Source organism: Parafrankia sp. FMc2 (assembly GCF_041008525.1).
In the GTDB taxonomy this organism is placed as follows: Bacteria; Actinomycetota; Actinomycetes; order Frankiales; family Frankiaceae; genus Parafrankia.
In genome coordinates this window covers 62009-76293 of the sequence record NZ_JBFLUG010000025.1, presented here as the reverse complement: position 1 = coordinate 76293, position 14285 = coordinate 62009, and the positions used below count along the sequence as shown (strand labels likewise).

The following is a 14285-nucleotide window of genomic DNA, read 5'->3' as shown; positions in this document are numbered from 1 at the left end:
CGACACCCTGGCCTCGGCGGGCAACCTCGCCGTCCGGCTGTCCGCGCTGGGGGAGCACCAGGCCGCCCGGGAGCTGGCCGAGGACACCCTGGCCCGCCGGCGGCGGATCCTCGGCGACGACCACCCCGACACCCTGGCCTCGGCGGGCAACCTCGCCGTCCGGCTGTCCGCGCTGGGGGAGCACCAGGCCGCCCGGGAGCTGGCCGAGGACACCCTGGCCCGCCGGCGGCGGATCCTCGGCGACGACCACCCCCACGCCCTGGCCTCGGCGGGCAACCTCGCCATCGACCTCAGCGCGCTGGGGGAGCACCAGGCCGCCCGGGAGCTGGCCGAGGACACCCTGGCCCGCATGCGGCGGATCCTCGGCGACGACCACCCCGACACCCGGCAGGCTGAACAGCTTGTCAGCTGGATCGACGAGCAGTCCTCCCTCGGGTAGGTGGCAAGGGCTGGCTGGTGGCGTCCCGGAATCGGTCACTTCCGGGACGGACGACCAGGAAGATCCACAGGACCCTGAGAGGGCCGAAAACCATCCCACAAACTAGTCCCGAAACTCCCTGCCGCACGGACAGTTTCGGGACCCATTGCGGGACGATCCGGCAGCAAGCGAAACGGAGACCCATGTCGATGGCCGAAACATCTGTGCTGGTGTCTGGACCCGCGTGCACGGTGGGCGGCTCCTTCAGGAGTCGAGCTCAAGCCGTCGGCCCGACTCCTCCCACATCCGCTTGGCTTGCTGCCCGACCGCCTCGGCGACAGTCTCTGTATTTCAGCCTCCATGAGCTGGATAGGAGACCATGGCTGCCGTTCCAGTCCCAGGTGTTACAAGCGGCGATGACTGTGACCCCGCCACAGCCACGAGGACCAGTTACGACCGCATCGCCAGTGACTATGCAGTCCGCACCGCAGAGCTATCGGATCAGCTGGCCGCGTGGAGATCAGGTTTCCTCGCCCTGCTGCCTGCCGCGGGGCTGATCGCGGATCTCGGTTGCGAGCCAGGCCGTGACCTCGCGGTCTTCACCCACGCCGGGAGGGCCGCGGTCGGCATCGACCTGTCCGAGCAGATGCTACGGCTGGCACAGGCCGCCGGTGGCCGCACGGCCGCCGGCGACATCCGCCGCCCGCCCCTGAAACCCGCGGCCTTTCATGGCCTGTGGTCCAACGCCACGCTGCTGCACGTTCCACGCCCCGAGGTCGCCGGCACGCTACGCGCCTGGCGATCGCTGCTGCGCGACGGCGGGGTGCTGAGCCTGTCCACGTCCCTGGGTGGCAGCGAGGGCTGGGAAGCCGCTCCGTACCGGGATGACTATCCCCCATCGGTCCCGCTCCGACGCTGGTTCGTGCACCACGACCATGACGACCCGCTGGACCTCATCGCACAGGCCGGCTTTGCGCTTCTCGCCGTCCAGGAGGAGCAGCGGCGCATGACCTGGCTGCAGGTGAGGGCCGTCGCTGCCTGACAGCCCAAACCGGCGGACGACGGGAGGTGCAGGCAGGGTGACCGCGAGGTCAGGGCTCGACGAGGATCTTGGCGCTGGCCGCGGTCCGGGCGAGGGCGTCGAAGGCCTCGTTGACCTGGGCGAGTTCGACCCGCCGGGCCAGCAGCGATGCCGGGTCGACCAGGCCGCTGCTGAAGGCGGCGACGACCGTCCGGAACTCCTCCGGCGTGTAGTAGACCGCGAAGCCGACCGACACCTCCTTCATGAGGGCTCCCCACGACTGGAACGTGGTCGCCTCGATGGTGACGCCGGCCAGGACGATCCGGCCCCGCGGCCGGGCCGCGGTGACGCAGGCGTCGAGGAGCCCGGCCCGGCCCGGCCCGCGCACTCGACCACCAGGTGGTAGGCGCCCGCTGAGGCCTGATCGACGGAGGTGAGGACGTCGGTCGCCCCGAACGACTCCGCGGCCGCGCGGCGGATGGTGGCGGGGTCGACCGCGGTGATCCGACGGGCGCCACATACCCGCGCCCAGGCGACGGTGGTGAGCCCGACCGCGCCGGAGCCGACCACGAGCACGTCCTCGCCTGGTTCGAGCCGTCCCGTCCGGATGCAGTGCAGGCCCACCGCGAACGGCTCGACGAGCGCACCGTGGCGCGGGTCGATCTCCGGCGGGAGCGGGAACGCCGCGGCCGCGGTCACGACGACCAGCTCGGCGAAGGCTCCCGCCGTCCCACCGAGGCCGACCAGCCGCACTCGCGGGCAGTGGATCACGTAGCCGGCGGAGCACCACTCGCACTGGCCGCAGGACAGCGCCGGCAGCACCGCGGCGTGCGTGCCCACCCGCCATCCCGGGGCCTCCGGACCGACGTCCGTATCGACGTCCGTATCGACGTCCGTATCGACGTCCGGACCGATCCCGACGATCTCCCCGGCGAACTCGTGCCCCATGATCGTGCCCGCGGGCATGGCGTCCCGCGCCTTGAGGTCCGAGCCGCAGAAGCCGCAGGCCGTGACCCGGAGAAGGAGCTCACCGGGCCCTGGTGACGGGTCCGCCACCTCCGTGATCTCGTACTGCCCGCCGGGGACGACCACCGCCGCACGCATCGCACCTCCGCTGTTGGCGCGACCGCACCGCGGTCGCCCGATTCCCGTCCAGTGGCCGTGACCGGCAGGTCTCCCCCGGGATCAGGCGATCGACGCCAGCCAGCTCGTGACGAGCGTGTTGAACTCGGCCGGGCGTTCCTGGTGCAGCCAGTGGCCGGCGCCCTCCCAGGTGACCACCCGTGACTGGGGGTCGGTGAAGACTGCCTGCTCGACCACGGCCCGCGCCGGGTCGGCATAGAAGGTCAGCACCGGGCAGCTCCGCCGGAGCAGGTAGGGCTCGCTGCACGAGCGCAGGGCCATCCCGGTCACCTGTGCCGCCAGCGACTGGCGCAGCACGTGGGCGGCCATCCCGGCGATCCGGCGTACCTGCCACGTCCGCAGGGCCGGCAGCCGCGCCGGCGATTCCATGCCCCCCACCAGCTGCTGGACGAACGGCACCGGGTCGGTGTCGGCGAGTGCGTCGAGCAGCGGCCCGACAGCGCCGGCCGTCTCGTCCGGGAGCAGGTAGGCGGGATCGACGGCGACGACGGCGGCGACCCGGTCCGGGTGCTCGACGGCCAGGGCGCTGGCGACGCTGCCGCCCATCGAGTGCCCGACCGCGACGACCCGTTCGATCTCCAGGTGGTCGAGCAGGCCGGCCAGGTCGGCGGCGAACTGCGCCGTCGTGTAGCCGTCGGGCGGTACGCTGGACCGGCCGTGGCCGCGCAGGTCGACCGCGATCACCCGGTGGTCGGCGACGAGGTGCGGGAGCTGCCAGCTCCAGTCGTGGGAGTCCGCGGTGTAGCCGTGGACGAGCAGCAGTGGCAGGTCGCCGCTCCCCTCGTCGGTGTAGAACAGGCGGACGTCACCGAGCTCGGCGAAGGGCACCGGACTCCCCTCAGGAGATCGTGAAGCCGGTGTAGCGGACGCCGGTGTCGCCGCCGGCGGCGATCTCGTCGCAGCGCCGCCGGTACTCGGGGAGGCCGCCCACGTACGTGGTGTACATGCGTTTCTTCCCGGGCACGTTGGCGCCGTTCCACCAGGAGTTGCAGTCCGGGTGGACCAGCACGCTGCCGGTGACGAACGAGACGACCTCGTCGATCCACTCCGCCTGTGCCGAGGGCAGCGCCTCGATCGTGCTCCCGCCGCCGTCCCGCAGGTGGGCCACGCAGTTCGCGATCCACTCGACGTGGTGTTCCATCGCGGCGAGGAAGTTCGACGCCGCCGACGGGCTGCCCGGGCCCTGGACCGTGAACAGGTGGGGAACCCGGCCACCTGCAGGCCGAGGTAGGAGACCGGCCCCTCGTCGCGCCAGAGGTCCCCCAGCAGCGCACCGCCCCGGCCGCGGACGTCGATGCGCGACAGCGCGCCGGTGAGAGCGTCGAAACCGGTCGCGAACAGGATGACGTCGAGGTCGTAGGAGCCCTGCGCGGTACGGATGCCGGTGGGGGTGATTTCCTCGATCGCGCCGGCACGGAGGTCGACCAGCGTCACGTTGTCGCGGTTGAACGTCTCGTAGTAGCCCACGTCGATGATCGGCCGCTTGCAGCCGAACGGATACGTGGGCACCAGGGACGCCGCGGTCCGCGGGTCCCGCACGATGCGCGCGACGGCCTCGCCGTACAGCGCCGTCGCCATCCTGCCGGCCTCGGGGTCGACGAGGACGTCACTCCAGTAGAGCGCGCCGAGGACACCGCGCTCCTCGACGGCACGCAGCTGCTCCTCGCGCGAGGCCCTCCGCAGGGCGGGGAAGCCCGCCATGTCGACCAGCACCGAGAACGCGCTGGTCCGTGCGGCCCCCACGTGCGCTACCCGCTGCGCCGCCCGGATCTCGTCGTACCGGGACCGCAGGCCCTCGAACTCGCCCGGTGCATAGGGGCGTGCGGGCGAGGGAAGCGTGTAGGCGGCCGACCGCTGGAACACGTACAGGTGCTCGGTCTGTTCGGCGACCACCGGGATGGCCTGCACGCCGGTCGAGCCGGTGCCGATGACGGCCACCCGCTTCCCGGCGAGGTCGACGCCCGCCCGCGGGTAGCGGTTGCTGAACAACACGGTGCCGTTGAAGGCGTCAAGCCCCGGGATGCCGGGATCGAGCGGGGCCGAGAGGATCCCGGTCGCGGCGACGACGAAGGGGGCGACGAACAGCTCGCCGGCAGCGGTCTCGACCAGCCACGAGGCGTCATCCTCGTCGAACGTCATCGCGGTGACCGTGGTGTCGAACCGGATGTCGCGGCGCAGGTCGAGGCGGTCGGCGACGAAGTTCAGGTAGGCCTCGATCTCCGCCTGCCCGGGCAGCAGCTCGGACCAGTTCCACTCCCGCTGGAGCTCGGCGGAGAAGCTGTAGGAGTACTCGACGCTTTCGATGTCGCAGCGGGCGCCCGGGTAGCGGTTGAACAGCCAGGTTCCACCGACCCTGTCGGCCGCCTCGAGGAGCAGCACCCGCAGCCCCTGCTCGCGGAGCCGGTGGAGTGAGTACAGCCCGGAGAAGCCCGCGCCCACGACGATGGCGTCGCACCGCCGGGCTTCGGCACTCCCCGGCAGAAGAGCCTGTGCCTGCGTCGTCGTCCCGTCGCTCACTGTCACACCCTCACCGGCCTCCCGATGCGCCCCGATAGATATAGATATTTTAGATCGGCCGCCGGAGCGTCAAGGGCCGATCACCGAAGCCGCACCGCGCACGGCGGGTCGCGGACCGCGGGTCGCGGACCGCGGGCTCAGAGCACCTCGACGACCATCGCCGCACCCATGCCGCCGCCCGCGCACATCGACACGACGCCGAGCGCGTTCCCGCGCCGCCGCAGCTCGTGCACCATGGTCACGACCATGCGCGCGCCGGTGGCCGCGATCGGGTGGCCGAGGCTCGCCCCGCTGCCGTTCACGTTCACCCCCTCCGGGCTGATCCCCAGCTTGCGGATGGTGGCGACCGGGACTGAGCAGAACGCCTCGTTGACCTCGAAGAGGTCGATGTCGGCGAGGGTGAGCCCGGCCCGGTCGAGCGCCTTCGGGATGGCCAGTGACGGTCCGAGCCCGGTCAGCGCGGGAGCGACCCCGACCGACGCCCACGACCGGATCCGGGCCAGCGGGGTGAGCCCGTGCGCGGCCGCGTACTCACCGCTGGCCAGCGTGACCGCGGCTGCCGCGTCGTTCAGGCCGGCCGCGTTCCCGGCGGTCACGGTCGCGTCCGGCAGCTCGGGGTGCAGCAGCGGAAGCTGGGCGAGCCGCTCGACGGTGGTGCCGCGCCGGGGGAACTCGTCGGTGTCGAAGACCGTGGTGGTGCCGTCAGCCCGGCTCACCCGGACCGGCACGATCTGGTCGACGAAGTAGCCCCCGTCGATCGAGGCGATCGCCTGGGCGTGGCTGTAGGCGGCCCACCTGTCGACATCGAGCCGGGTGAGACCCAGCTCGCGGGCGGTGTTCTCGCCGACCGTGATCGCCATGTCGAAGGCGGGGGCGCCCGGGGTCTCGGGGTGCGACGCCGAGACCCAGGTCACCGGCTGCCCGTCGGGCCCCTTACGGGTGCTGGCGATCGCGTTGTTGCTCAGGCTCTCCGTGCCGCCGGCGATGACGACCCGGTCCATGCCGGCGCGGATGCTGCCCGCGGCGATCGCGACGGCGCTCAGCCCCCCGGCGCAGTGCTGGTTGGTCGCGACCCCGGCGATGTCGTCCAGGCCGAGCCGCACGGCGACGTTGCGGGCGATGACTCCGCCGCCCTGGTAGGCCTCGGCGAGCACAAGGTTGTCGACCTCACGCGCCGGCACACCGCTGCGTTCCAGCGCGGCGGGCACCACGACCTCGGCGAGCCCGAAGGCGTCGAGTCCGACGAGCGTCCCCTGCGGGCGCGGCCGATGGGCGTGCGGGCGGTCGAGACGATGACGGCCTCGGTCATGGTGGACTCCGTACGTTGTCGGACGGCTCGGGAGACGGTGCGGGCCCGGCATCGCCGGGGCCCGGACGAACAGCCTTCCTCGAAATATCTAGAGGTATAATCAGCCCGTGGTCGAGCCAGGAGAGGCGCGGGACGGGGTTCGGCGCACCGTCCGGGAGAAGCCTCAGCAGATCGCCGACGAGATCCGTCGGCTCATCGTCCAGGGGGATCTCACCGAGGGCGATTCGCTCGGGCGGGAGCCCGAGCTGGTCGAGCGGTTCGCCGTCTCCCGCCCGTCGATGCGGGAGGCACTGCGCATCCTCGAGGCGGAAGGTCTGATCTCGGTCCGGCGGGGGGCGCTGGGCGGGGTCGTCGTGCACCGGCCGGACGAGCGGATGACCGCCCGCACGGCCGCACTCCTGCTCCAGGCGCGCGGCGTGCCGCTCATGGACGTCCACAACGCCCGCAGCATGATCGAGCCGGTCGCCGTCCGGCTGGTGGCCGGCTCGCGCGCCCGCCGATCCGCGGCCGCCGAACTGCGCCGGCTCAGCGCCGACCAGCTGGAGGCCATCGAGGACCCCGAGGCGTTCGGGCGCGCCAACGCGCGCTTCCACGCCCGCCTCGTGGAGCTGGCCGGCAACCAGACGCTGAGCATCGTCGCGGAGATGCTCAGCGAGGTTCTGGCCCGGGCGGTCACCGCGGTCAGCCGGCCCGACCCGACCCGGGACACCGAGGCGACGCGCATGCGCGGCCTGCGCTCGCAGGCGCGCCTGGCGGCGCTCGTCGAGGCGGGTGACACCGCGGCGGCCGAGAAGCACTGGGCGGAGCACATGGCGGTGGTCGGCCAGGTGATGGTCGCCCAGCACGCGAAGACCGTGATCGATCTGATGCGGCACGGCTACTGAGCCCTCCACTACGTGTCGATCCGGGCCTTCATCTCGTCCAGCAGCATGAGAACCGGCAGCCCGGACTCGCTGAGCGCATGGCCGTGGCCGGTCTGGTGGATGTCGAACACGGACTGCACGGCCGCGTAGAAGCCCTGCACGTCGAGGGTCTGGTTGACCGCCCGCTTCGCCTGGCGCAGCGCGAACGGGTGCATCCGGGCGATCTGCCCGGCGAGCTCCCGGGCGGCCGGGCGCAGGTCGTCGAGCGGCACCACACGGTTGACCATCCCGGCCCGCTCGGCCTCGTGGGCGTCCATCTTCCGGCCGGTGAACAGCAGTTCCTTGGCCTTGCGGGCGCCCAGCTCCCAGGTGTGGCCGTGGTACTCGACCCCGCCGATGCCCATGTTGACCACCGGGTCGGAGAAGGTCGCGTTGTCCGCCGCAATGATCAGATCGCACGGCCAGCACAGCAGCAGGCCACCCGAGATGCACACGCCCTGCACCGCGGCGATGGACGGCTTCGGCACGTTGCGCCAGCGCAGCGAATACTCCAGGAAGCGTCTGGCCTCGATCTCGTAGATCCCGGCAAGGGTCCAGCCGGGCGGCCGGCCGTTCCCGCCACCCCCGCCGGGCGCACCGTCGCCGCCGTCGGCCGCACCGCCGGCGGGACCGACGCTTCTGATGTCGTGCCCGGCGGAGAAGTGCCGGCCGTTGGCCTGCAGGATGATCACTCGGACGTCCGGGTCCTCGGCCGCCCGCCGCCAGGCCTCGTCGAGCTCGTCGAGCAGCTCGAGCGTCTGCGCGTTCGCCGCCTGCGGCCGGTTGAGCGTGATCGTCGCGATCCGCTCGGCCGCCTCGTACTCGATGAAGCTCTCGCTCACGAACGCGCTCCTCACTCGGCTCCGGGCCTGGTCGGCGGCCCCGGCGTGGCCCGGCCACCCCGGGGCCACATCTCGCCCCAACCAAATATATCTAGATATTATCGATGATGCCAAGGCATGACCACGAGCACCACCACTCCCCCACCCACGGGACCGACGACGAGGTTCCGGGGGCGCGCCCACGGGGTTGCGCCACCCGACCGCGCAGCCGTACCTTCATTATCTAGATATTTCTGATCCCACGCGCTGCCACCGACCCCGACAGAGAGTGACAGGCTCGATCATGGCCCCGACCCTCGACTTCCCGGTGTTCGACGCCGATCACCACCTCTACGAGACGCAGGACGCGTTCACCCGGCACCTCCCGGCGCAGCACCGGGACCTGTTCCGCTTCGTCGAGCTGAACGGCCGGAAGAAGCTCGTCGTCCGCAACCTCCTCACCGAGTTCATCCCGAACCCGACCTTCGAGGTCGTCGCCCGCCCCGGCGCCCACATGGCCTTCTACGCGGGTGACAACCCGGAGGGGAAGTCGCTGCGCGAGCTCACCGGGAAGCCGATGCGCAGCATTCCCGCCTTCCGGGAGCCGAAGGCCCGGCTGGCGGTGCTCGACGAGCAGGGCGTGCACGCCTGCCTGCTGTTCCCGACCCTCGCCAGCCTCGTCGAGGAACGGTTACGCGACGACCCGGCGCTGACCCAGGTGGCCATCCGCGCCTTCAACGAATGGCTCCACGACGACTGGGGCTACAACCACGCCGACCGCATCATCACGACGCCGATCGTCTCGCCCTGCGACGTCGACGGCGGCATCGCCGAGCTCGACCGGGTCCTGCGGCGTGGCGCCCGCGCCATCCTCGTGCGGCCCGCCCCCGTGGCCGGCCTGCGCGGCCCCCGCTCGCCGTTCCTCCCCGAGTTCGACCCGTTCTGGGCCCGTGTCCAGGAGGCCGGCGTCCTCGTCGCGCTGCATGCCTCCGACAGCGGCTACCAGGACTACCTCAACACCTGGGAAGGGAGCAGCGGAGAGTACGTCGCGTTCCGCCCCAGAACCTTCGCCTACGTGGCCGACGGCGGCCGCACCATTCAGGACACGCTCGCCTCCGCCATCTGTCATGGCATGCTCGACCGCTTCCCCCGGGTACGGCTCATCAGTGTCGAGAACGGCGGCAGCTGGGTCGGCGTCCTCGCCCGCAATCTCGAGCTCGCCTGGAAGAAGATGCCCGGAGAGTTCCCCACCCATCCGCTCGACATCCTCCGGCGCAATATCTGGGTCAACCCGTTCTGGGAGGATTCCCTCGAGGGCCTGATCTCCCTCATGGGCCCCGACCGCGTCTGTTTCGGCTCCGACTATCCGCACCCCGAAGGCCTCGCCGAGCCGCTCTCCTTCACCCGGCAGCTCACGGGCCTCCCGCCTGCCGACATCGAGCGGGTCATGTCGACCAACATGTTCGAACTCCTCGATCTCCCGCGTCCGGCCCCCGCCGGCGCGACCGTGTGACGGTGTGACGACTCCGACGTTCCCCGGCGGCCGACGGCAGGTGATGGCGTTCCATGCAGTTCCGCCTCGACGAGGACCAGCTGGCGATACGCGACGCCGTCAGGGCGTTCTGCGCGGACAGGTTCGGCTTCGGTGACATCACGGCCCGTGACGGCAGGCCCAGCGAGCCCGGCCTGTGGACGGCGCTCGCCGAGCTCGGTGTGCTGGGCGTCCTCGCCGACGGAGCTGCCACCGGCATTGTCGAGGCCGCCCTCGCGTTCGAGCAGTTCGGCGAGCACCTCGCCGGTGGGCCGGTGCTGTGGTCGACCCTCGCCGCGCCGTTCGTCCCCGGCGCCGCCGACGGGAAGGTCCGGGTCGCCGGTGTCGAGCTGACCGACGGGACCACCGGCCCCGTGGTCGTCGAGCACGCCGGCGAGTGCGACGTGCTCCTGCTGCTGCGCGACGACCGGCTGGAGGTGTGCCCCCGCGCCGAGCTCCCACCACCCGTGGAGGGCGCACCCCTCGACCCGCTGACACCCGTCGCCGTGTTCCCACACGTCCCCGCAGGCCGGGTGGTCGGCGGAGCGGCGGACGCACGACGGCTGCGGCGCTCGGGTGAGATCCTCAGCGCCGCGCTGCTGGTCGGCGTCGCCCAGGGCGCACTCGACACCGCCCGGCGGCACGCACTCGAACGGGTGCAGTTCGGCGTCCCCATCGGCTCGTTCCAGGCTGTCAAGCACCTGCTCGCCGACATGTACGTGCGGGTGGAGCTCGCGCGGTCGGCGACCTACGCCGCCGCCGCGACCGCGGCCGACCCACGCGCCGGCGACGCGGACCGCGCCGCGCACACCGCGAAGCTGCTCGCCGGCGAGGCCGGCATCGCCAACGGCCGCGCAGCCGTGCAGGTTCTCGGCGGCATGGGCTTCACCTGGGACATGCTCCCGCACTATTTCCTGAAGCGGGCCTGGGTCCTGGAGAACGGGTTCGGCACCACCGCCTGGCACGCCGCCCGGCTCGGTGCCGCGGTCGGTGACGAGGTCGGCGCCAAGGCCGGCCCGTCGTGACCGGGAGCAGGTGCCGGCCCCGTCCCCTCCCGGCCGGTAGAGCGAGAGGTTGTCCTGTGGGATTCGAGACGATTCGTTACGAGGTCGAGGAACGGGTGGCCACGATCACCTTCGACCGGCCCGAGGCGCTCAACGCGCTCAGCCCGGCGATGGTCCGGGAGCTGCGGCAGGCGTACGCCGACGCCGAGACCGACGACGACGTCTGGATCCTGCTCGTGACCGGCAACGGACGGGCCTTCTGCGCCGGCGCCGACGTCACCGAGATCCCCGACGACGGGCGGGTCGTCTACGACGAGCCGTATCTGTCGACGTTCCCACAGTGGGAGGCTCCCCAGGAGGGCACGCCGCCGTTCCGGACGATGACCAAGCCGATCCTCACCGCGGTGAACGGCCTGTGCTGCGGTGCCGGGCTCGACCTCGTCACCACCGGCGACATCGTCATCGCCTCCGACCGGGCCGAGTTCTTCGACCCGCACGTCAGCATCGGTCTGGTCTCCGGCCGGGAGGTGGTGCGCCTCGCCCGCGCCCTGCCGACCAACATCGCCATGCGGATGGCGCTGATGGGCCGGCACGAGCGGATGAGCGCACAGCGCGCCTACGACCTGGGCCTGGTCTCCGAGGTCGTCGCGCACGACCGGCTGCTCGAGCGGGCCCGGGAGATCGCGCACACCGTCAACCGCAACGCACCGCTGGCCGTGCGCGGCACCCGCCTCGCCATCCGCCGGGGCCGCGATCTCCCGCTGTACGAGGCCGAGGTCATGGCCGAGGCCTTCCGGGAGCGGGTGGTCCGCACCGAGGACGCCAAGGAGGGCCCCCGCGCCTTCGTGGAGAAACGCCAGCCGGACTGGAAGTGCAGGTGACCCGCGTGACCCGCCGCGGGACGGCCGAGCTGCCCGCGCTCAGCGAACGCATCGGGAAGGTGCTGGCCCTCGACCCGTCGGCGCCCGCCGTCGAGTTCGGGCGCCACTGGCACACCTGGGGCGAGCTGGCAGCGGCGGCCGACGCGGTCGGCGCGCTGGTACGGCCGGGCGAACGCGTCGCCCTGCTGCTGCGCAACCGGCCGCCGCAGCTCGGCCTGCTCCTCGGCCTGCTCCGGGCCGGTGCCTGCGTGGTCGCCGTGAACCCCGGGCGCGGCGCCGAGCGGGTCCGCGCCGACCTCGGCTCCCTCGCCGTCGCGACCGTCGCCGGCGACCGGGCCGATCTGGCCGCCCTGGCGCCGCGGGCGCGCCGGCTCGGCAGCGACAGGCTCGGAGTCGTCACCGGCGGCGAGCCCGCACCGGGCACCGGCGGCGGGCCGGCTCCAGGCACCGGCGACCTGCGCCCCGAGGTCGCCGTCGAGATGCTCACCAGCGGGACGACCGGACCACCCAAGCGGGTCCCGCTGACCTACGAGACCTTCCGGCGGGTGCTCGCCGGGGCCCGGCACTACGAACGCAGCCCCGACTCCGGCCCGCGGCTGCGCCGGGGCGTGGTCGTCGTGAACGCGCCACTGGTGCACCTCGGCGGGCTGTTCCGGATCCTGCAGTGCGTCAACGACGGCCGCTCGTTCTGCCTGCTCGAACGCTTCCGCGTCGAGGAGTGGGCGGACGCCGTGCGCCGCCACCGGCCCTCGACCGTCAGCCTGGTCCCGGCCGCGCTGCGGATGGTCCTCGACTCCGACCTCGGACCCGCCGACCTGTCCGGCGTGCGGTCGGTGATCTCGGGTACCGCCCCGCTGGCGCCCGAGGACGCCGACGCCTTCCAGGCGAGGTTCGGGGTGCCGGTGCTGACCTCCTACGCGGCGACCGAGTTCGGCGGCGGCGTCGCCGGCTGGAACCTCGCCGACCACAAGCGGTACTGGGCGGCGAAGCGCGGCAGCGTCGGGCGTGCCCACGCCGGCTGCGCGCTGCGCGTGGTCGACCCGGGCAGCGGCACACCCCGCGGGCCGGACGAGGCAGGCCTGCTGGAGGTCCGGGCGGCGCAGCTGGGTGACGACAGCGGCTGGACCCGCACCACCGACCTCGCCCGCCTCGACGCCGACGGCTTTCTGTGGATCCTCGGCCGTGCCGACCAGGCGATCATCCGTGGCGGCTTCAAGATCCTGCCGGACGACGTGCGCACCGCCCTGGAACGCGACCCGCGCGTGCGCGGCGCCGCCGTGGTCGGCCACCCCGACGCCCGCCTCGGGGCCGTTCCGGTGGCCGCGGTCGAGCCGCGCCCCGGGGTGACGGTGAGCGCCGAGGACCTCCTGGCGGCGGCAGCCGGTGTCCTGGCTCGTTACGAGCTGCCGACTCAGCTGCGGGTCGTCGAGGCGCTGCCGCGGACCCCCTCGGGCAAGGTCGATCTGGCCGCCGTGCGCGAACTGTTCACCCCACAGCCCTGAACAGCCCTGAACAGCCGGAGGAGCGCGGTATGGACCTGACCTACAGCGAGGAGGACGAGGCGTTTCGCGCCGGGCTTCGCTGCTGGCTCGAGGTGGCGGTGCCCGAGCACGGCCCGCCCCCGCCCCCGGGTGACTGGCCGGCGCGACGCGCCTACGACACCGGCTGGCAGCGCAGGCTGTACGACGCCGGGTATGCCGGCCTGCACTGGCCCCGCCGGTTCGGCGGCCGCGGCCTGCCGGTCACCCAGCAGCTCGTCTACCTGGAGGAGTACGCCCGCGCCGGCGCCCCGTACATCAGCGTCAACTTCGTCGGGATGATGCACGCCGGCCCGACGCTGATCGCCGAGGGAACCGACGGGCAGCGGGCCTACCACCTGCCGCGCATCCTGCGCGGCGAACACGTCTGGTGCCAGGGTTTCTCCGAGCCGCAGGCCGGCTCCGACCTCGCCTCGCTGCGCACCAGCGCGGTCCGCGACGGCGACGACTACGTCGTCAACGGCCAGAAGATCTGGAGCACCCGGGCGCATGTGGCCGACTACGGCGAGCTGCTGGTCCGCACCGACCCCGGCGCCCGCAGGCACCGCGGCATCAGCTGGCTCATCCTCGACATGCGCTCCCCCGGTGTCGAGGTCCGCCCGATGCGCACCATCGACGGCGAGGCCCACTTCTGCGAGGTGTTCCTCACCGACGTCCGGGTCCCCGTCACCAACCTCGTCGGCGCGGAGAACGACGGGTGGCGGGTGACGAACGTGACCCTGCGCTTCGAGCGCGGCACCGCCTTCGCCCAGCACATCATCACCCTGCGCTCCCAGCTCCGGGACCTGGTCAGGGTGGCCCGGCTGGTACCGGGGCCGGGTGACGGCACCGCCTGGGACGACCCGGCGCTGCGCTCGCACGTCGGTCGGCTGGAGGCGAACGCCGACGGTCTGTGGCGGATGGCCCAGCGGGGGATCACCGAGGCGGAGGCCACCGGACTGCCCGCGCCCACCGGCTCGGCCGTCAAGCTGCGGTTCAGCGAGCTCAGCCAGGAGCTGAGCGAGCTCGCGGTCCGCGTTCTCGGCCGCGCCGCGACGGGTGGCGTGCGGGCCGGCGGGGTGGACGGTGTCGAGACCGCCCGGGCCTATCTCTGGTCCCTGCAGTACAGCATCGCGGCCGGCACCTCCCAGATCCAGCGCACTCTCATCGCCGAGCGGATCCTCGGGATGCCCCGCCCGGCCTGACATCAGGCACGCCGGC

11 protein-coding genes and 3 pseudogenes are annotated in these 14285 nt (G+C 72.5%); 8 read left to right on the top strand and 6 right to left on the bottom strand.

The genetic code is table 11. The annotated features are described in order from the left end of the window. A partial coding sequence (locus AB1460_RS11890) for a tetratricopeptide repeat protein (protein ID WP_368961088.1) occupies positions 1 to 439 on the top strand: 439 nt, incomplete at its 5' end. A gap of 358 nt (positions 440 to 797) precedes the next feature. Then, a complete protein-coding gene (locus AB1460_RS11885; protein ID WP_368961087.1) occupies positions 798 to 1460 on the top strand; it encodes a class I SAM-dependent methyltransferase in 663 nt (220 codons plus the stop codon). A gap of 49 nt (positions 1461 to 1509) precedes the next feature. Here AB1460_RS11885 and AB1460_RS11880 read toward each other — a convergent pair whose 3' ends face one another. From AB1460_RS11880 to AB1460_RS11860, 5 genes and pseudogenes are all read right to left on the bottom strand, one after another. Beyond that, entirely contained in the window at positions 1510 to 1704 is a 195-nt protein-coding gene (locus tag AB1460_RS11880; protein ID WP_368961086.1) for a hypothetical protein, read from the bottom strand. Beyond that, positions 1701 to 2543 carry a zinc-dependent alcohol dehydrogenase gene (locus AB1460_RS11875; RefSeq protein WP_368961084.1) on the bottom strand — a complete coding sequence of 281 codons (843 nt, stop codon included), beginning with the start codon at positions 2541 to 2543 and terminating at the stop codon, positions 1701 to 1703. The genes AB1460_RS11880 and AB1460_RS11875 overlap by 4 nt, the downstream gene beginning before the upstream one ends. Positions 2544 to 2624: 81 nt before the next feature. Beyond that, a pseudogene (locus tag AB1460_RS11870) lies at positions 2625 to 3335 on the bottom strand (alpha/beta fold hydrolase); the annotation flags it as partial. Between the two features lie 85 nt (positions 3336 to 3420). After that, positions 3421 to 5063: pseudogene (locus tag AB1460_RS11865) on the bottom strand (flavin-containing monooxygenase). A gap of 173 nt (positions 5064 to 5236) precedes the next feature. Next, positions 5237 to 6408: pseudogene (locus tag AB1460_RS11860) on the bottom strand (thiolase family protein). A 107-nt stretch (positions 6409 to 6515) separates the two neighbouring features. On the opposite strand from AB1460_RS11860, the gene AB1460_RS11855 reads away from it, so the two are divergent. Next, positions 6516 to 7292, top strand: a complete 777-nt coding sequence (locus tag AB1460_RS11855) for a FadR/GntR family transcriptional regulator (protein ID WP_368961083.1) — start codon at positions 6516 to 6518, stop codon at positions 7290 to 7292. 8 nt (positions 7293 to 7300) lie between these two features. Here the strand turns inward: AB1460_RS11855 and AB1460_RS11850 are convergent, their stop codons facing one another. Beyond that, complete coding sequence (locus AB1460_RS11850; RefSeq protein ID WP_368961082.1) at positions 7301 to 8152, bottom strand: enoyl-CoA hydratase; 852 nt, start codon at positions 8150 to 8152, stop codon at positions 7301 to 7303. Between the two features lie 283 nt (positions 8153 to 8435). Between AB1460_RS11850 and AB1460_RS11845 the strand changes: the two genes are divergently transcribed. Genes AB1460_RS11845 through AB1460_RS11825 form a run of 5 tightly spaced genes read left to right on the top strand, consistent with a single transcriptional unit; the run spans position 8436 to position 14269 of the window. Next, positions 8436 to 9644 (top strand): amidohydrolase family protein, encoded by a 1209-nt coding sequence (locus AB1460_RS11845; protein WP_368961081.1) that lies wholly within the window; start codon positions 8436 to 8438, stop codon positions 9642 to 9644. A 53-nt stretch (positions 9645 to 9697) separates the two neighbouring features. After that, positions 9698 to 10687 (top strand): acyl-CoA dehydrogenase family protein, encoded by a 990-nt coding sequence (locus AB1460_RS11840; protein ID WP_368961080.1) that lies wholly within the window; start codon positions 9698 to 9700, stop codon positions 10685 to 10687. Positions 10688 to 10743: 56 nt separating this feature from the next. Further along, positions 10744 to 11547: an enoyl-CoA hydratase/isomerase family protein gene (locus AB1460_RS11835; RefSeq protein WP_368961079.1), complete on the top strand. Its 804-nt coding sequence runs from the start codon at positions 10744 to 10746 to the stop codon at positions 11545 to 11547. Between the two features lie 5 nt (positions 11548 to 11552). Further along, the gene (locus tag AB1460_RS11830; protein WP_368961093.1) at positions 11553 to 13049 is read left to right on the top strand and encodes a class I adenylate-forming enzyme family protein; all 1497 of its coding nucleotides are present in this window, start codon (positions 11553 to 11555) and stop codon (positions 13047 to 13049) included. 29 nt (positions 13050 to 13078) lie between these two features. After that, positions 13079 to 14269, top strand: a complete 1191-nt coding sequence (locus tag AB1460_RS11825; protein ID WP_368961078.1) for an acyl-CoA dehydrogenase family protein — start codon at positions 13079 to 13081, stop codon at positions 14267 to 14269. The last annotated feature ends 16 nt before the right edge of the window (positions 14270 to 14285 follow it).